Source organism: Streptomyces sp. H27-H5, assembly GCF_026627505.1.
Taxonomy (GTDB): Bacteria; Actinomycetota; Actinomycetes; order Streptomycetales; family Streptomycetaceae; genus Streptomyces.
In genome coordinates this window covers 1-16,387 of record NZ_JAPNLK010000080.1, presented here as the reverse complement: position 1 = coordinate 16,387, position 16,387 = coordinate 1, and the positions used below count along the sequence as shown (strand labels likewise).

Below are 16,387 nucleotides of genomic sequence, written 5' to 3'. Positions count from 1 at the left end.
GTCTGGAGCGGTACCCGCCCGCCCGGCCCCAAGGGTCCCGGGCACACCGGGGCCCCTGGCGTCATACGTCGGCCACCGGCATAAGCCGTCACATGGAACCCACTCACGTCATATGCCGGTGAATGACATATGGTGGTCGCATGACTGACCGTGCCATGCAAGAGCCGACCCTGCTTCTCCTCACCGCGCTCGCGGACGAGCCGCGCCACGGCTACGCGATCGCGCGCGAGGTGGAGACGATCTCGGACGGCCGAGTGAAGATGCGGACCGGGACGCTGTACGGCGCGCTGGAGCGCCTGCTACAGCAGGGGCTGATCGAGGTCCACAGCGAGGAGGTCGTCGACAGCCGACTGCGGCGCACCTACACCCTGACCACCTCCGGCCGCGCGACCCTGGCCGCCGAAGCCGAGCGGATCGCGGCCACCGCCCGCGAGGCCACCCGGCGCCTGAGCGTCACCGGCCAGGGCACCACCGGCAAGGTGGCCACCGCGTGAACCCCGTACTCCTGCGCCTGTACCCGGCCGGCTTCCGCCGCGCGTTCGGCACGGAGATGGCCGAGGCCTATCGGGAGGCGGTCGAGGGCGCGGGCCCGCGCGCCCGGCTCCGCGAGGCCGCCGACGTCGTCGCCCATGCGCTCCGGCTCCGGCTCGGCATTGGTTCCGCGTATCCCGGCGGCCGGCTCTTCGCCGCCGCCGCCCCCTTCGCGCTGGCCGCGACCGCCTCGTACGCCGCCTTCAACCTGATCGGCAACGCCGCCGACTGGTACGTCATGCGCACCGCAGCGAACGTCGTCGGCGACCCGGCCGCGCTCACGACCCTGATGAACGGCAGCTACCTGCTGACCCTCATCGGCGCGGTGCTCGCGCTCGCCGGCCGGTACGTCCCCGGCGTACTGGCCGCGATCGCCGGGACCGCGCTCACCGCGGTGACCTTCCTCTTCCCGGTCTGGCGCATGGCGCCGGAACTGTACTTCGCGGTCTACGGCTTCCTGTTCGCGCCGGTCTTGGTCGCCGCCCTCCCGCTGGCCTGTCCGCCGGACCTGCGGCCCGCGCGCCGGGTGCGGACCACGGTGGGGGTGTTCGCTCTGGTGGGGTGGGCCGTGCTGCTGGTGACCCTCATGGTCGTGGTCGATCCGCTCGGCCTCGGCCTCGTCGTGCCCTGGCGGCTGGGCGTCCCGCTCGCCGCGGCGCTGGTGCTGGCCGGCCGCCCGGCCTTTGCCGGGATCCGTACCCCGGCCCGACTCGCCTTGGCCGCCGTGCCCTTGCTCGTCATCCTGTACTTCTCCGGCTGGGTGAGCACCGAGAAGGTCCTCACGGCCGCCGGCGCCGTGGCGGTGACCATGGTGGCCCTGCGCATCCACGACGGACGCGGAAACAGCTCCGACACCGCCAACCCGGCCTGACGCGGAGTCGGCTCCGACCCCCCAACCCGGTCCGGTCGCGGCTCGCGCCGTCCCGAGCCCTCGTGTCCCCGCCCTGCCGGCCCGCATGAGCCCGGTGGGCAGCCGCGGCATGCCCTCATTCCTCCTTCCCTCACCGGCGGCCCTGCCGTAATCGGCCGCCCTGCCACAGGAGACTCCATGTCCGACTCCGCACTCCGCGAAGCCGACCGCACTCTCGTCCGGCCCGCCCGGGCCCCGGAAGCGCACCCCTCGGGTGCGCCGGCCCAGGCCGGGCGGCTGGCGGCGATCGATGCGCTGCGGCTGCTCGCGGCGGTCGCGGTGGCGGCCTACCACTACGTCGGCACCCCGACCCCCCGCTTCTGGGGCGAGCGGTACGACCTGCCGCAGGCGGCACCCCTGTTGCACGCGGTCAGCGGCTACGGCTGGCTCGGCGTCGAGGCGTTCTTCCTGATCAGCGGCTTCGTCATCTGCATGAGCTGCTGGGGCCGCACCCCCGCGCAGTTCGCCGTCTCCCGCATCGCCCGGCTCTTCCCCCTGTACTGGGCGGTGGTCCTGCTCGTCGTCGTGATGGGCACCGTCACCGTGTTGCTCGGACAGCGCTCGGGAGCACCCACCGACCTGCGCACCACCCTCGGTAACCTGACGATGATCCCGGGCCCGCTGGGCGTGGACTTCACCGCCGGCGTCGCCTGGACCCTGTGGGTGGAGGCCCGCTTCTACCTGCTCATGGGCGCCCTCCTGCTGTTCGGCCTGACCTACCGGCGCGTGGTGGCCTTCGGGCTCCTCTGGCTGGTGCTCGCGTCCATCGGCCGCGAGCTGCACTCCACCGTCCTCGACGAGTTGCTGCTGAGTCAGTACGCCGGGCTGTTCGTGGCCGGCATCGCCTGTTACCTGATGCACCGCTTCGGCCCCAACCTGCTGCTGTGGCTGCTGACCGGCTTCGCCTGGTGCTACACGCTGACCGTCCTCGACGACCGGGTCGCCAGCCACCCCACCTCCAACTGGGGGGCCAGCGCGGCCGTACTCACGGGCTTCCTCGTGCTCCTCGCCCTGGCTTCCCTCAGTCGGCTGCGCCACCTGAGATGGCGCAACTTCGTCTACGCGGGCGCACTGACCTACCCCTTCTACCTGGTCCACCAGAGCATCGGCATACCCGTCGCCCGCGGCGTCCTCAAGGCCGCCCCGGCCCTCGGGCTGCTCCCCTCCGTCGCCGCCGGACTCCTCTTCTCCCTACTGCTGGCCGCCGTCCTGAACAGCCAGGTCGACCGCAGGCTCGGCCCGCTGCTGCGACGCCGCCTCACCGCGGCCCTCGACCCGGGCCCACGGCCCATGCCGCTTCCTTCGGATCATCGGGTCGTTGGTTGAGGTGTGTCGTTGACTGATGCCCAGTGAGCGAGGATCGAGCCGTTACCGCCGGACCGGACCCCGAAGCGGGCTGGCCGGTGGTGGGATCACCTGCAGGTGATCGACGCGCTCGCATTCAAGTACCGCACCGGGACACCGTGGATGGGTCTGCGCGAGCACTTCGGTTCGCGAAGGCCCCCCAACCGGCTGCGGAAGTGGGCAGCCGACGGCACCTGGGCAAAGGCCTTCACCACCCACCTCGCGCAAGCCGACGAAGGCGACCTGGACTGCCGACGTACGCGTCAGCCGGCCCGGAGACCGACCGCCAGCGTCAGTTCGAGGACCCGGTGTGGCGATGCAAGATCCGGAAAGAGGCCCCGCAGCTGCGACATCCGGTACCGGACCGTCTGGGGATGGACGAACAACGCCGCTGCCACCTCGTCCCGCCTGCCCTGGTGCAGCAGCCACGCCCGCAACGTCTCCTCCAGCCGCCGTGCCGTCGCGACAGGCAAGGCCCGCAACGGTGCGAGGGCTCGGGCACGCAGGTCTGCGAACGCGTCCGCGTCGGCGCTCAGCACCAGCTCGGGCAGGTGGTCCTCGGTGTCGCGAATATCAGAGGAGAGGGAGCGCGCGCGTACCGCTCGTGCGTACGAGGCGGAAGCACGAGTCCATGGCCGGGCCGGTCCGACCACGGCGGTGCGGTCGGTCAGCTGCCGCAAGAGATGTGATCGGTCGGCATCGGGGACGAGCAGCACACCGGTGCCGTCCGGCAGATCGTCGAGGACGAGGGTGCTCGGGTCGAGCGCGCGGTAGGCAGGCCGGGCCTGGGCGGCGGGCAGCAGGACCGCGGTCAGCGAAACCGGCGGCTGCCACCCCGCACGTTGAACAGAGGCCAGCAGCACGTCCGGGCTCGCGCCGGCGAGGAGATCGCGGGCCAGGTGTTCCAGGTGGAGCTCGTGGGCCCTGCCCCGGGCGGCCAGTTCGTCGGCGTGGCCCGCGGCGCTCGCGGCAGAGAGCTCGTCGATGTACGCGAAGGTCAGCTCGGCGAACTTGGCGACGTCGGCGGCGGGCAAACCTACCGGTACGGCACCCGCTGCCAGGCATCGCCAGGCCACGCGGGCGCCGACGCGGTAGGCGCTGAGCAGGGCGTCCATCGAACGGCCGTCGCGCACCTCGCCGCGGCCCAGCTCGTAGGCTGCGTCACCGGCGTCGCCGCCTGTGGCGTTCCCGCTCGCGAGGTCCAGGTAGTGCCCCAGGGCGGTACGGACGGCTCGGCGGATGGTGGCGCCCATACGGCCCGAAAGGGCGTTGGCGTAGGGAGGGACCTCGTCGATGATCGCCTGCACGACCTCGTCGGCGGTGGTCTTCAGCGCGGCCCGAAGTGCGGTGACCGTCGTCTCATCCAGGGCCAGTTCGCCGGCCCTTCGGATTGCATGGCTCACGGTTTTGTTCCCTGCGAACAATCTAGCTGATCAGATTTACGTCCTGCGGTCAGGACTTTACGCCTTGCGGCGCAGCAAGCTGGAGTCATGACGAGTGCAACCCTCCGCAGCAGGGCGTGGAAACTGCTGGAGATGGTCACGACGCCGCTGCTGCCGTCGGACTACCTCGACCTGGTCAGCCCGCTGCGTGCGGGCGCTGACCTGCGTGGGCGCATCGAGGCCGTGCACCCCGAGACGGCTGACGCCGCGACTATCGTGATCAGGCCTGGACGGGGCTGGCGCGGCCACACAGCCGGTCAGTACGTGCGGCTCGGGATCGACGTCGACGGGGTGCGCCTGTGGCGTGCCTACTCCATCACCTCACCGACAAACCGCCAGGACGGCCGCGTCACGATCACCGTGAAGGCGATCCCGGACGGCAGGGTCAGCAACCACCTGGTCCGCAGGGTGAAACCGGGCACGCTGGTCCAGCTCGATCAGCCGACCGGTGACTTCGTGCTGCCGCAGGCCAAGCCCGCCAAGGTGCTCTACCTGACGGCCGGCAGCGGCATCACGCCCGTGATGGGCATGCTCCGCGACATCGAGTTCGACGACGTCGTCATGGTCCACTGCGCACCACAGCCGCAAGACGTGATCTTCCGCAAGGAACTGCACGACCTGGTCGCGGACAAGAAGCTGCGGCTCACCGAGGTGCACACCGACACGGACGGCATCCTCGACATCTCCCGTCTCGACGAACTCGTGCCCGACTGGGCCGAGCGCGAGACCTGGGCTTGCGGGCCTGCGGGCCTGCTCGACGCCGCCGAAGAGCACTGGAGCGAGCACGGCGTACGAGAGCGCCTGCATACCGAACGCTTCCGCCCTGGCATCGTCGTCGCCGGCGACGGTGGCGAGGTCACGTTCAGCGCCACCGGCAAGACCGTCGACGCGGACGGCGCCACGCCGTTGCTGGACATCGGCGAGGAGGCCGGCGTGCTCATGCCCTCCGGGTGCCGCATGGGCATCTGCTTCGGCTGCGTCACGCCGCTCAAGGCGGGCGCCGTCCGCGACCTGCGCACCGGCGAGATCACCGAGGCCGAGCCGGGCGTCCTCATCCAGACCTGCGTGTCCGCCGCGGCGGGCCCCTGCGACATCGAACGGTAGGAGCACCTTGACCGCCATCGACCCCACCGCCCACCTGACCGCGGAGCAGATCGAGGAGCTGGGCCGCGAGCTGGACGCGATCCGCGACGAGGTGATCGCCGACCGCGGCGAGAAGGACGCGGCCTACATCCGTAAGGTCATCTCGGCGCAGCGCAAGCTCGAGCTGGTCAGCAGGGGCGTGCTGCTGTTCTCGATCTTCCCGCCCGCGTGGCTGCTTGGCACCGCCGGTCTGTCCGTGGCGAAGATCATGGACAACATGGAGATCGGCCACAACGTCCTGCACGGCCAGTGGGATTGGATGCGAGACCCGAAGATTCACTCCACCACCTGGGAGTGGGATCACGTCTCACCGTCCGAGCAGTGGAAGCACTCGCACAACGAGCTGCACCACACCTACACCAACGTGATCGGCAAGGACAACGACCTCGGCTACGGCATCATGCGCGTCGACGAGGACCAGAAGTGGCACCCGTTCCACCTCGGCCAGCCGCTGTGGAACTTCATCAACGCCTGCTTCTTCGAGTACGGCATCGCCGCGTACGACCTGGAGCTCGCCAAGAACCTGCACAAGCGCCGCCGCAAGAACCCGGAGTTCCGCGCGCGAGCCAAGGCCGTGGGCCGCAAGATCCGCAAGCAGGTGCTCAAGGACTACGTGATCCACCCGCTGCTGTCGGGCCCGTCGTTCCTCACCACGCTCGCCGCCACGTTCACCGCCAACCTGGTCCGCAACATCTGGACCCACTCGGTGATCATGTGTGGGCACTTCCCCGAGGGCGTACAGGTCTTCGAGCGCCGGTCGATCAAGGGCGAGACGCGCGGCCAGTGGTACCTGCGCCAGATGATGGGCTCGGCGAACATCAGCGGCAGCAGGGCCATGCACTTCATGACCGGCAACCTGTCGCACCAGATCGAGCACCACCTGTTCCCGGACCTGCCGAGCAACCGGTACGCCGAGGTCGCGGTGAAGGTGCGCGCGCTGTTCGAGAAGTACGAGCTGGAGTACGTCACCGGGCCGCTCCCCAAGCAGGTGTTCTCCGCGTGGCACAAGGTCTTCCGACTCTCACTGCCGAACAAGAAGCCCAAGGTCAAAACGCCGGACCGCGAGCAGGACCTGGTCGCGGCCTGATTCCCGGTATGGGTTCAGAGGCCCTGGTCCATGAGGCCGGAGCGGCCGGCGGCTGCGGCCGGCTTGTCGAAGCCCTCGGGTGCGTCGATGACGAGGCCCAGGTCTTCCTGGTCCGCATCTGCCTGGGGTGCATCGGCCCCAGCCGTCAGGCCGCTCTCGACTTCGTCGTGCGGGCCCGGGAGCTGCACATCGGACATATGGCACTGCCTTCATGGTGGGGACTGTTGGTGCGGAATACCGCGAGGCACGCTCCCACAGCCGAGAGTGATCGAAGATTCACTCTCTGGCTGGAAGGGTTTGCAGGGACTCGTGTGTCTGGCGTGCGGCCGGAGGGGAAGGCTGGGGCGGCCCAGGCCTGGCCTGGGCCGCAGGAATGTTGTGGCTGGAAGACCCGTCTGTTCTCACCCGATTGGGCGCGGAGTACCTGCCGCGATCCGGCGTCCTCAGGGCAGGCAGGCGCCGTCGTCGCGTTCCGGCAGGTGGAGTGCAGACGAGTGCCGGAGCAGGCCTTACCGGTGCCCGTACAGGTGAAGGGGCATCATCAGTCCGATCTCCTTGCGTCGTTCATCGCGCGTTGGACTATCTGGATGGCCAGGCGCGTCATGGTCGCGGACGGGGTCGGAAGCCCGCCCGCGTGTGAGCCGGTGAAGAAGTCGTGCACGGCGGTCGGCACGACGGCGTCCCACGTGGAGCGGGCCAGGTCGAAGGCGTCGGCGTCCGCGTCACCGATCATGTAGCGCAAAAGTGCTGTCGCCGGAGGCACGGTGATCTCTTTGGGCCGGCCAGCGAGGAGAAGTACTCGATCGTCGCCTTCACGTACTTCGCGGACTGTGGCGTCACCCGCGCGTGGAGGGCGTCGACGGCCGCCGCGCGCTGGCGGGCCGCTGCCAGGGTCGGGGCATGCCGTCCGCGGTGATCCCCATCAGGCAGCGCCTTCGGGTCCGCCCAGGCCGGCAGTTGACGGGTCGTCTCCAGGAAGTCGCGCAGCTTGGCGGGCAGACCGTCGGGGATGGCCTGGCCATTGGTCTTCCATCCCTTGAGCGCTTCGTTGACAGCGGCGCCCTGCCCTCGCTCGAAGGCCTCGGTCACGGCCTCGTCGCACTCGGGGTCCGCGATGCGCTTCAAGCCCTCCAGATAGGACTTCTCCTCAGGGGCGATGTCGGCTGCGGCGGCCGGTGAGGGCGCGGGGCCGGATGCGGCCCGGGCGGCGGACGCCGTGGTCCCGCCACCAAGGAGGGCGGTGGCGCCGACCACCGCCGCGGCCAAGAATGTGACGTCGTGTCAATGTTGCTGCTCATGCGACGGTCTTGGTCGGTCGGCGCGGCGAGCACCGCATCGGAACACCAAGATCCACTCGATCGAATGACAATGATCTCCCTTCTCGCCGGCGATCCCTCCGGATCGGACACGCCTGAGTCTTGGAGCCGCACAGGCAAGGGCCCTTGGGGCGGTGGCTCGCGCGGTCCATGCCGGCTGAAGGCGGGCCGGACTGACGGAAGACAGCCCGCCCGGCTGTCGACTGCGCCCGTGATGGTCGCCGACCGCACCCAGATAGAGCACCGATGCGGCCAGGCCGAGGGAGTACCCCACGGCGACCATGTTCAGGGCGGTCTGGGAGGAGTCGAAGGCCTTCCCGATCGCGGGCAGCGCCACGTTGGCCACGGACAGGTTCAAGTTGGCCACCGCGGCAACGATGATCAGGGATGCCAGAACGAGCGGCGCCCGGGCCGGGGCCTCACGCGGAACGTCGATGCGAGCCGCGCCGTTTTTCGACATGGAACCTCCGGGGCGAAGTGGGGCTTCGCGAGAGTCTTGCCTGATCCACCGTGCCGCACATCGCCCCATTGGGATGACACGCCACCGTCGCCGACTCGGTCGGCTCGCCGCGCCCGCGCCGACGTGGGGTGCGACGGGCAGTGCCGTGCTTGGACCAGCCTGACCTCATGCTGTGTGACGCCGACCGTCTGGCCACTTGTATGGCACGGTCTCGCCGCTGGTATGGCGCTGAGGTTCCGAACGAACGTCGCGGAAGTTCAAGTGCGTGCCGTGTCGGTGTTCCTAAGATTCGACGGCAGGAGGGAAACCCGGGCTGTTCCTGGACGGGTACACACCAAGGACAAGAAACTCGTGAAACAAGAGAAGTCCAGCCGCATGGCCGTCATCGCAGGTCCCGGCGCCGACATGAACATCCCCAACGGGGTGATCGGCAATGGCCGGACCGGGCGTGCCCAGGGCCCGTCGGATCAAGGTGATCGTTTGTCACCGGGCCACCTCGGTGTCCCTCAGCACCAGCAGCGCGCGCGGCCTGTCTCCGGACAGCCCTGCTCCACTGGAGCCCACTCGCTGCTGATCAGCCGGTTCCACGCCTTCTGCGCGCCGAGCTCGGAGGCGCCCGGGCGAGGCACAGGGCCGACCTGAAGAGAACCATCCCAACTGTCGGCCCCTTGAGTACATGCAAGCAATCAGCTCTTTGATCGTCGATGAGCTTTTTCCTGAAGCCCGGTGGTCGGACAGTGCTGCCGTGGGAAGCGGAGACATGATGGGCCAGAGTCCTTATGACTATGTTGTGGTGGGAGCGGGGACAGCGGGATGCGTGATTGCCTCCCGGCTTTCGGAACGCCCCGCCGTGCGGGTGCTGTTGCTGGAGGCGGGAGCCCGGGACGCGACCGAGGCGATGGCATCTCCTTGGGGGTTCCTGGGGTTCGATCCGTCATCCCTCTGGCTGGGCGCCTCGACCGTGCAGGCCGGTACAGGCAGGACCGCTGACGTGCTGCGCGGTAGGGCGCTCGGCGGATCGTCGACCATCAACGGCCTCTACCACCTGCGGGGGCACCGCTCCGGTTACGACGAGTGGCCCGGACTGGGTGCTCCGGGCTGGGGTTTCGACGATCTGCTGCCTTATTTCCGCCGCAGCGAGAGCACTCGCAGTCGTGATGCCTCCGTGCGGGGCACCGACGGGCCGGTCGTGGTCGCCCCGGTTCCGGAACCCCATCCCCTTGCCACGGCGGGCGTCGATGCCGCGGTGCAAGCTGGGTTCACACGTGCCGATGACATCGGCGGCGGCCTGGAGACCGGGTTCGGGTGGAGTGACATGAATCTGCCCGGCGGCGCCCGCCAGAGCGCGGCCGACGCCTACATCCGTCCGTTCCTCGACCGGCCGAACCTGGACGTCGTCACGGACGCGACCGTGCAGCGGCTGCGCATCACCGCGGGCCGCTGCACCGGCGTCGAGTACATCGTGGGTGGCGAGCACTTGTCCGTCGAGAGCGCCGAGGTCATATTGACCGCGGGGGCCATCGGTTCCGCGCACCTCCTGATGCTGTCAGGGATCGGCCCGGCACGACAGCTTGGCGAGCACGGCATCGACGTCGTCGCCGACCTGCCGGGAGTGGGCTCCCATCTGCAGGACCATCCGATGGCGGGCGTGGTGTACGAGGCCAGTCGGGCCGTACCGTTCCTTCCTGCCAACCCACCGGCCGAAATGATGGGCCTGCTGTACAGCGACCCCGCCGCGGCCCGGCCGGACCTTCAGGTCTACATCGTCGCCGCACCGCTCCCGTCGGCATGGGGCCGGCCTCCGGCCAACGGCTACTCCATCGCTTTCTCCGCGATGGCTCCGTACAGCAGCGGCACCGTGCGCCTGGCGGACGCCAATCCCGCCAGTGCTCCCGTCGTCGACCCCGGCTACCTGAGCGATGACCGTGACCTGGAGGTCATGCGCAAGGGCCTGGCAGTGGCACGCCGCATCGGGGAGGCCGACGCGTTCGCCGACTGGCGCAAGCAGGAAGCGGTGCCGGGCTCGGGGACGAGCGGCGAGTCCGTGGACGCGTTCATCCGCACGGCCACCGGCCCCTACTTCCACTTCACCGGTACCTGCCGCATGGGAACCGACGCCGAAGCCGTCGTCGACCCTGCGAACCTCCGCGTACATGGGATCGCCGGACTGCGAGTCGCCGATGCCTCGGTGATGCCGTCCATCCCCTCGGCCAACACCAACGCGACCGTCTACGCCATCGCCGAACGGGCCGCCGAACTACTCGCCTGAGCCTTCTTCCGCGCCCACGGCGCTTCCACAACCCGCTTCATCGCCTCCGTCGTGCGCCGAATACTGCCCAGACTCCGGATCAGCGCGGGGGCTTTGACATACAGACGCGCGGCCGCCCCGGCCACACTGCCCTCTTCGAGCAGCGCGTCGAGCGCAGGGGGCAGGTTCAAATCCAATTGCATGTGAGTAATCCTATCCGTGCTTGACATGCATTTGAAGTTAATGGTGGGGCTCTATACCTTCGAGACGAAAGCGCGAGAAGCAACGCGCAGTTCGGCCCCCACCGGCCTCATCACCCCACCTCAGACAGGAGCACCACCATGTCCGAAACCTTCCAGACCACCGATGTCGCCGATGTCGCCATCTCCGATGTCGACCTGCTCGATCAGACGGTGATCGCCGTGCGCGCCGCTGGTTCGGCGTTGCGTGAACGCTTCGGCGAGGTGGTCCGCTACGAGAGCCGCGAGGAGTTGATGCGCGCGCTCGCCGTCAACGACGACGCGGCGCTCGACATCCTGCGTCCCGCCCTGTCCGGTTTGCGGCCGGAGGCCGGTTGGGTGGAGGACGAGTTGGACGGTGGGGCGCTGCCGCCGGGTGAGTGGTGGGTGGTGGATCCGGCCGAAGGCAATGTCAACCACTTGCACGCGCTGGCGGACTGGGCGGTGACCGCCACCCTCGTGCGTGAGAACCAGCCGGTGCTCACCGTGGTGCACCTGCCGTTGACCGGCGAGACCTACACCGCGCTCACCGGCGCCGGCGCCCACCTCGACGGTCGCCCGCTCCACGTCTCCCCGACCACGGACCTCGCCCTGAGCATCGTGGCCACCAGCCAGGCCCGCCCGGACGAGGACGAGAAGATCGTGCGACGCGTCGGCTCCTCGATCACCGCGATGCTCTTCGACGCGCTCGTCGTTCGCACCTCCGTGCCCGCGACCCTGCACCTGGCGAACGTGGCCGCCGGCCGGATCGACGCCTTCTGGCAGTTCGCCGGCGCCCGCGCGGACCTGCTCCCCGGCGCCCTGCTCGTCACCGAGGCCGGCGGAAAGATCTCCGACGCCGAGGGCCGCCCCTGGACCCCGCACAGCGAGACCTTCCTGGCCGCCGCCCCCGGCATCCACACCGAAGCCGTCACCACACTCTCACGCTGACCACGCACCACAACCCCCACCCGCACCCCGCACCCCGCACCCCGCACCCACGCAAGGAACACGACACCATGACCACGATCGCAGTACTCGGAAACGGCCGCGTCGGCGGCAACCTGGCCACCGCCCTCACCCGGGCCGGGCACGAGGTGACCGTCGCGGACCGCACCCCGGGCGCCGCCGCCCACGCCGCCCGGACAGCCCGGATCGTCATCAACGCCACCCCCGGCGCCGGCTCACCGGAACGCCTCACCGCCCTGCGCGACGAACTCCGGGACAAGATCCTCATCGACGTCTCCAACGCCACCATCGACGGACCGGACGGACTGCCCGCCGACCTGATCCACCCCGGCTCAAGCCTCGCCGAACGCCTCCAGGAAGCACTCCCCGAAACCCGCGTCGTCAAGACACTCAACACCATGCTCTTCCCCGTCATGACCGCCCCGGCCACACTCACCCAGACACCCACCGCCTTCCTCTCCGGCAACGACCCGCAAGCCAAACAGACCGTCCACGAACTCCTCGTCGACCTCGGCTGGCACAAGGAATGGATCACCGACCTCGGCGACATCCACACCGCCCGCGCCACCGAAGCCGCCATACTCTTCGTCCCGCACATCATCCGGGCCAACGGATTCACCCCCTTCGCCATCTCGATCGCCCGCTGACTGTCGAGCCGCGCCAGTTGCGGGTGACCGGAGCCGGCGCGGGCATCGATGGGTCGTTACGTCCGGCCGGTGAGCCGGTACCGGTCGGAACACACGACTTCCAGGACAGGCAGGGCCTGGCGAGGCGATCCCATACGGGATCCATGACATCGCCGCGAACACCGGCCGGGTCAGCGTCGGCACCGATCACGACACCCGCCGCGTTCGCGGTCGCCTCCACCTGCCGTTCGTGGCGGCCCCGAGGCGGGCCCGACGGTCCGGCCGCCGCCCGCCTGCTGATCACTGCGGACGCAGGCGGGTCCAACGGCTACCGCATCCGAGCCTGGAAGACCGAACTCGCGCTCCTCGCCGCAGAGACGGGCTCGGACATCACGGTCTGCATCGTCGGCTACGCGACCTGCTCCCCGCACCACCCCGCCACCGGGCACCCAATGCCGTTGTTCGAGTATTCATCGAGCTTGTGGGTGACAGGTGAGCAATGGGTCGCCGGGCCAGCTGTGCATCCGTGGGGGTGGAGTATCCGAGCGAGCGGCTGGGTGTGATCACGCAGGGGGGGACGCCCGAGCCGGTGGGCGAGGTGCTGGCGGAGTGCCGTAGGCCGGACCGCCGGCTGGGAGCGTTGCCAGCGGGCTTCATGGTCTACGTCGCGTGGCCCCGGCGCTGTTCCATCAGGACTCCAATGACGATGTAGCCGAGCATCTGGTCGGCGAACTTGTCCCGGTCTTTGTGTCCGACGGCCTGTCTCCGGACCGGAATCTCGGTCCCTGCCATGATCCCGGTCTGCCCGCAGGCGCCGGGATGGCCGATGGCGTCAGCCAGGGACCGCAGGCGCACACCTGGGCTGACAGGGCAGCCTCGTTCAGCGAGCAGAGGCCACACCTCGGCGGAGATGGACAAACGTGGCCAGGAGTTGATGGAGCGAACGCGACTCCTGGTGATCGGGCTGCGAGAAACCTGATCACCAGGAGTCGCGTCTCGCGTTGCCGAACTGGGCGAACCGACCACCACGGCACATACCCGGACGACCAATTCCTCTTCTCGCCGATTCGCAAGCATCAGCTCTGCCCCTCGACCACTGCCATGCGGGCCGTCCATTGGAAGATTGGCACAGCGCCGCCCACGTGAGCCATGGCCACGCCTACGGAACACGATCACCACAGGATGGCGTTGAAGCAGTGAATACGAGGAATCGGAGAGGGATGCACAGGACTGGAGCGGAAGTCGACGGCGCGAGCGGGGTGTTCGCAGTGGACTCGACCGTCCCGGGCGCCGCACCGCAGGGACTCGACGCCTTCCGGCGCGGGTGGGAGACGCAGATCGGCGACGATGTTTTCCAACTGCCGGCCTTCAGCCCCGACACGATCGGTGACTTCCGGGTCAAGGGCAAAGTGGCCAAGGTGCATGGCGCGGCGATCGCCGATCTTCACGCCGCGTCGGCAACCCGGACCGCGGACGTCCCGGGCGGCGATCAGGATCTGGTTGCCATGTACATCGTGCGGCGCGGCGCATGGACACTGGGCGGCCCGCCCGCTTACGGCGACCAGACGGTGTCGGCTGGGCAGTTCCTCGTCCGGCACCTCGGGAGCTTGACGGCCTTCGAGACGACGGCGGACCTCACGGCGAAGTTCCTCGTCCTGCCCCCCGGCGAGCTCAAACCCCTGCTCGGGAACCGGGTCATCACCGGGTCGGCGCACTCGGCCGAGATGCGCTTGCTGACGGCCCTCACCGACATGATCCACATAACCGTGGCCGACCTCGGCCCGGCCGGTGTGACAGCTGCCCAAGGCACCCTGATCGAGCTGGCCAAGGCGGTGGCGAAGGGCCGGTTCGACGACGTGGAACCCCGGCTCGCTCCCGCTCTCGCCCAGGCGGCCAAGGACCTCGCGGACCGTCGCCTCGCTGATCCCGAGCTGTCACCAGCGATGCTTGCGCGTGAACTCAACGTCTCCGTCCGTACGCTGCATCGGGCATTCGCCGCGGTGGGTGAGCAGGTGACCACCTACATCCGCCACCGGAGACTGCACGAGGCCCGGCTCGCCCTGGCCGCGCCGTCAGGGCGCCTGAGTATCTCGGAACTCGCCGCACACTGGCAGTTCGCGGACGGCAGTCACTTCACCCGAGCCTTCAAGAAGCACTTCGGTCAGACTCCCACTGAATACGCACGTTCGACCGAAGCAGCCACACTCTCGCCGGACCGGCGCCCGCCGGGCCATGGGCCGGCCGAAAGCGCGTGACGGTCCTGCTGGTCTCTCTCGCCTGAGGTCTGTCCCGTAACTGATCTTCGAGGGACTTCGAGTCGTTGCTGCCCGTCAGTTGCCAGCGCGATCAAAGGTGGCTCCCCCGCGCGGGGGAGCGTGATCGTTCGCCAGGACGACGCCCTGTCGTGGAGGTTCAGCAACGGTGGAGTTGTGACGATCAAGCATTCTTTGGACGATACAGTCCGTCCGCCCCTGAGCTGGGCGCTCCGCCTCCATCTGGGCAGGTGGCCCGGGTTCACCGTTGCGGCATGGGGGTTCCTGTTCGCGGTACCCAGCTTCGTCTGGGCGTTGGGAGGCACCTTCGGTGTGCAGGCCACGGTGGCTCCGCCGCTGGTGAGGCTTGCTCATGACCGGGTGACGTGGTTCCTGGCAGTCTTGTGGGTGACCGGTTTCCTGAAGCTCTTCGGAGTGCTGGTCGGTATCGGTTTGACGCGCCGTCGCGGCAAGTGGACCGGTCGATTGATGGTGCTCTGTGGCGGCGGCGCGACAGTGCTGCTCGTCTGGCATGGATGTCAGTTCGTGATCCACGGAGTGCTGGTTGAGACTGGGGCCCGCGCTGTGGCGCCTGATCTGGTCGGGTTGACCCGCTGGTACCTCTACCTGTGGGGGCCGTGGTTCATTGCCGGTGGCCTGGCCTTTGCCGCCGCCGCCACGCGCTATGTCCGCCGCCACGATGGCCGGCGTGAGGTGAGGCTTTACGGCTCTGCGGGGGCGCTGGGCGCGTTGCTCCTGTCTTTGGCCTCGGTAGTCACCGGGATTGGTTGACGGCTACCAGTCCGGAAGGGGCGGCCGTGGAGCCTTCCGCTGGAGGACCGGGCCCTGCCGGTCGCGGCCCACTGGTGCACGAACCTGACGATGCGGCGGCTCGCCCCGCTGTTCGGAGTCTCCAAGTCGGCGGCGGACCGCATCATGGACCACCTGGGGCGGATGCTCCCGCTCCAGCCCCTCAAGCGGTTCGCCAAGGACACCGTGCTGATCGTGGACGGCACCCTGGTGCCTACCCGGGACAACAGGATCGCCACGCCGAAAGAGGCGCGAGGGCGGTCTTTGTGGAGCGAGTCCTGGCCGCCGGGCCTTCGCGGACCGGCGTCAGTACACGAGCAGACGGTCGCAGGTGGTGGTGCCGCTGGGGAGTGAGGCGTCGCTGTTGAGGACGTAGAAAGCGTTGTCGAAGGCGGTCGGGGTCATCCTCGGCACGACGACCAGCGTCTGGCCCGCCATCTGGAGCCCGAACCGCCGCACCACGTTCGTGTTCAGCAGGGCGAACAGGTTTGTCGTCAGCGCCGGGAGCCGCAGGATCCGGTAGGTGCGGTCCCCTTGCGTTCCGGTCACCAGCGACTGGTACTGGGTGTCCCCCCACTGCGACGGGTGTGTCGCGACCCGGGCCGCCGCGTCCAGGGCCTGCAGCCGCAGCTGCGTGCTGACTCGGACGCCGGCCATGTGGATGTGCAGCTGGTTGAGCTGCCGGGCGGCCTGCGAGTTGATACCCAGCCCGATGTAGGGGTACTGCACGGGAACGTCGCCGCCCCTACGGGCGTTCTCCCAGGCCTCGTGCCAGTAGTTCGCGACGTTGGGCGTCAGCAGGAACGGGCACTCGATGCCCGTGATCCGGCAGGTGGGGATGGTCAGGTAGTTGTGCGTCGACACGGGCTCGCCGTGCAGCACCACGTGGTTGGGGGTGGTCTTGAGAAGTCGTTGCTCTATCGATCATGGTGGGCGTCAGTTCGACTGGGATGACACGGTCGGATGATCGGCGGCACGCGCGCGCATGAAGGCAGGGCCTCCGAGGCAGTGCGGAGTTGTTGAAGCCACGC

Annotated in this window: 18 protein-coding genes and 3 pseudogenes; 13 read left to right on the top strand and 8 right to left on the bottom strand. The window is 68.9% G+C overall.

Annotated elements, in window-relative coordinates:
• The first annotated feature begins 140 nt into the window (after window positions 1-140).
• The 4 genes and pseudogenes from OTB19_RS31255 to OTB19_RS43750 form a co-directional block, all read left to right on the top strand.
• The gene (locus OTB19_RS31255) at window positions 141-494 is read left to right on the top strand and encodes a PadR family transcriptional regulator (protein ID WP_267802047.1); all 354 of its coding nucleotides are present in this window, start codon (window positions 141-143) and stop codon (window positions 492-494) included.
• Window positions 491-1,402, top strand: coding sequence for a hypothetical protein (locus OTB19_RS31250; RefSeq protein WP_267802046.1), 912 nt, complete (start codon window positions 491-493; stop codon window positions 1,400-1,402). The genes OTB19_RS31255 and OTB19_RS31250 overlap by 4 nt, the downstream gene beginning before the upstream one ends.
• A gap of 177 nt (window positions 1,403-1,579) precedes the next feature.
• The gene (locus OTB19_RS31245; RefSeq protein ID WP_267802045.1) at window positions 1,580-2,767 is read left to right on the top strand and encodes an acyltransferase family protein; all 1,188 of its coding nucleotides are present in this window, start codon (window positions 1,580-1,582) and stop codon (window positions 2,765-2,767) included.
• 33 nt (window positions 2,768-2,800) lie between these two features.
• Window positions 2,801-2,980, top strand: a pseudogene (locus OTB19_RS43750) (IS5/IS1182 family transposase); the annotation flags it as partial.
• A gap of 68 nt (window positions 2,981-3,048) precedes the next feature.
• On the opposite strand, the gene OTB19_RS31240 reads toward OTB19_RS43750, so the two are convergent.
• Window positions 3,049-4,188: a PucR family transcriptional regulator gene (locus OTB19_RS31240; RefSeq protein ID WP_267802044.1), complete on the bottom strand. Its 1,140-nt coding sequence runs from the start codon at window positions 4,186-4,188 to the stop codon at window positions 3,049-3,051.
• Between the two features lie 87 nt (window positions 4,189-4,275).
• Between OTB19_RS31240 and OTB19_RS31235 the strand changes: the two genes are divergently transcribed.
• Together OTB19_RS31235 and OTB19_RS31230 are read left to right on the top strand one after the other, a co-directional pair.
• On the top strand, window positions 4,276-5,331 hold the full coding sequence (locus OTB19_RS31235) for a ferredoxin reductase (protein ID WP_267802043.1): 1,056 nt from the start codon (window positions 4,276-4,278) through the stop codon (window positions 5,329-5,331).
• 7 nt (window positions 5,332-5,338) lie between these two features.
• Window positions 5,339-6,457, top strand: coding sequence for a fatty acid desaturase family protein (locus OTB19_RS31230; protein WP_267802042.1), 1,119 nt, complete (start codon window positions 5,339-5,341; stop codon window positions 6,455-6,457).
• 14 nt (window positions 6,458-6,471) lie between these two features.
• Here the strand turns inward: OTB19_RS31230 and OTB19_RS31225 are convergent, their stop codons facing one another.
• The 4 genes from OTB19_RS31225 to OTB19_RS31210 all read right to left on the bottom strand — a co-directional run bounded on the left by OTB19_RS31225 (window position 6,472) and on the right by OTB19_RS31210 (window position 8,233).
• Window positions 6,472-6,654, bottom strand: coding sequence for a hypothetical protein (locus OTB19_RS31225; RefSeq protein ID WP_267802041.1), 183 nt, complete (start codon window positions 6,652-6,654; stop codon window positions 6,472-6,474).
• A 344-nt stretch (window positions 6,655-6,998) separates the two neighbouring features.
• Window positions 6,999-7,190 (bottom strand): hypothetical protein, encoded by a 192-nt coding sequence (locus OTB19_RS31220; RefSeq protein ID WP_267802040.1) that lies wholly within the window; start codon window positions 7,188-7,190, stop codon window positions 6,999-7,001.
• Window positions 7,187-7,723: a hypothetical protein gene (locus tag OTB19_RS31215; RefSeq protein ID WP_267802039.1), complete on the bottom strand. Its 537-nt coding sequence runs from the start codon at window positions 7,721-7,723 to the stop codon at window positions 7,187-7,189. The genes OTB19_RS31220 and OTB19_RS31215 overlap by 4 nt, the downstream gene beginning before the upstream one ends.
• A gap of 15 nt (window positions 7,724-7,738) precedes the next feature.
• Complete coding sequence (locus tag OTB19_RS31210; protein WP_267802038.1) at window positions 7,739-8,233, bottom strand: hypothetical protein; 495 nt, start codon at window positions 8,231-8,233, stop codon at window positions 7,739-7,741.
• 760 nt (window positions 8,234-8,993) lie between these two features.
• On the opposite strand from OTB19_RS31210, the gene OTB19_RS31205 reads away from it, so the two are divergent.
• Window positions 8,994-10,502 (top strand): GMC family oxidoreductase, encoded by a 1,509-nt coding sequence (locus OTB19_RS31205; protein ID WP_324290558.1) that lies wholly within the window; start codon window positions 8,994-8,996, stop codon window positions 10,500-10,502.
• Window positions 10,503-10,549: 47 nt separating this feature from the next.
• On the opposite strand, the pseudogene OTB19_RS31200 reads toward OTB19_RS31205, so the two are convergent.
• Window positions 10,550-10,684: pseudogene (locus OTB19_RS31200) on the bottom strand (LysR family transcriptional regulator); the annotation flags it as partial.
• 138 nt (window positions 10,685-10,822) lie between these two features.
• Between OTB19_RS31200 and OTB19_RS31195 the strand changes: the two are divergent.
• The 3 genes from OTB19_RS31195 (at window position 10,823) to OTB19_RS43745 (ending at window position 12,857) form a co-directional block, all read left to right on the top strand.
• Entirely contained in the window at window positions 10,823-11,650 is an 828-nt protein-coding gene (locus tag OTB19_RS31195; RefSeq protein ID WP_267802037.1) for an inositol monophosphatase family protein, read from the top strand.
• Window positions 11,651-11,718: 68 nt separating this feature from the next.
• Complete coding sequence (locus OTB19_RS31190; RefSeq protein ID WP_267802036.1) at window positions 11,719-12,315, top strand: NADPH-dependent F420 reductase; 597 nt, start codon at window positions 11,719-11,721, stop codon at window positions 12,313-12,315.
• A gap of 23 nt (window positions 12,316-12,338) precedes the next feature.
• Window positions 12,339-12,857: an ISAzo13-like element transposase-related protein gene (locus OTB19_RS43745; RefSeq protein ID WP_420716954.1), complete on the top strand. Its 519-nt coding sequence runs from the start codon at window positions 12,339-12,341 to the stop codon at window positions 12,855-12,857.
• A gap of 97 nt (window positions 12,858-12,954) precedes the next feature.
• Here the strand turns inward: OTB19_RS43745 and OTB19_RS31180 are convergent, their stop codons facing one another.
• A complete protein-coding gene (locus OTB19_RS31180) occupies window positions 12,955-13,086 on the bottom strand; it encodes a hypothetical protein (RefSeq protein WP_267802035.1) in 132 nt (43 codons plus the stop codon).
• Between the two features lie 476 nt (window positions 13,087-13,562).
• Between OTB19_RS31180 and OTB19_RS31175 the strand changes: the two genes are divergently transcribed.
• The 3 genes and pseudogenes from OTB19_RS31175 to OTB19_RS31165 all read left to right on the top strand — a co-directional run.
• Window positions 13,563-14,549: a helix-turn-helix domain-containing protein gene (locus OTB19_RS31175; RefSeq protein ID WP_267802034.1), complete on the top strand. Its 987-nt coding sequence runs from the start codon at window positions 13,563-13,565 to the stop codon at window positions 14,547-14,549.
• Between the two features lie 174 nt (window positions 14,550-14,723).
• Complete coding sequence (locus tag OTB19_RS31170; RefSeq protein ID WP_267802033.1) at window positions 14,724-15,338, top strand: DUF3995 domain-containing protein; 615 nt, start codon at window positions 14,724-14,726, stop codon at window positions 15,336-15,338.
• A gap of 9 nt (window positions 15,339-15,347) precedes the next feature.
• A pseudogene (locus OTB19_RS31165) lies at window positions 15,348-15,593 on the top strand (helix-turn-helix domain-containing protein); the annotation flags it as partial.
• 69 nt (window positions 15,594-15,662) lie between these two features.
• On the opposite strand, the gene OTB19_RS31160 reads toward OTB19_RS31165, so the two are convergent.
• A complete protein-coding gene (locus OTB19_RS31160) occupies window positions 15,663-16,241 on the bottom strand; it encodes a CDP-diacylglycerol diphosphatase (RefSeq protein WP_267802032.1) in 579 nt (192 codons plus the stop codon).
• Window positions 16,242-16,387 lie beyond the last annotated feature (146 nt).

Excerpts from the sequence above, each read along its gene's own strand:
- OTB19_RS31210 (WP_267802038.1), bottom strand. The coding sequence starts at position 8,233 with ATGTCGAAAAACGGCGCGGCTCGCATCGACGTTCCGCGTGAGGCCCCG.
- OTB19_RS31180 (WP_267802035.1), bottom strand. The coding sequence starts at position 13,086 with ATGGCAGGGACCGAGATTCCGGTCCGGAGACAGGCCGTCGGACACAAA.
- OTB19_RS31235 (WP_267802043.1), top strand. The coding sequence starts at position 4,276 with ATGACGAGTGCAACCCTCCGCAGCAGGGCGTGGAAACTGCTGGAGATG.
- OTB19_RS31205 (WP_324290558.1), top strand. The coding sequence starts at position 8,994 with ATGATGGGCCAGAGTCCTTATGACTATGTTGTGGTGGGAGCGGGGACA.
- OTB19_RS31190 (WP_267802036.1), top strand. The coding sequence starts at position 11,719 with ATGACCACGATCGCAGTACTCGGAAACGGCCGCGTCGGCGGCAACCTG.
- OTB19_RS31255 (WP_267802047.1), top strand. The coding sequence starts at position 141 with ATGACTGACCGTGCCATGCAAGAGCCGACCCTGCTTCTCCTCACCGCG.
- OTB19_RS31225 (WP_267802041.1), bottom strand. The coding sequence starts at position 6,654 with ATGTCCGATGTGCAGCTCCCGGGCCCGCACGACGAAGTCGAGAGCGGC.
- OTB19_RS31245 (WP_267802045.1), top strand. The coding sequence starts at position 1,580 with ATGTCCGACTCCGCACTCCGCGAAGCCGACCGCACTCTCGTCCGGCCC.
- OTB19_RS31195 (WP_267802037.1), top strand. The coding sequence starts at position 10,823 with ATGTCCGAAACCTTCCAGACCACCGATGTCGCCGATGTCGCCATCTCC.
- OTB19_RS31220 (WP_267802040.1), bottom strand. The coding sequence starts at position 7,190 with ATGATCGGTGACGCGGACGCCGACGCCTTCGACCTGGCCCGCTCCACG.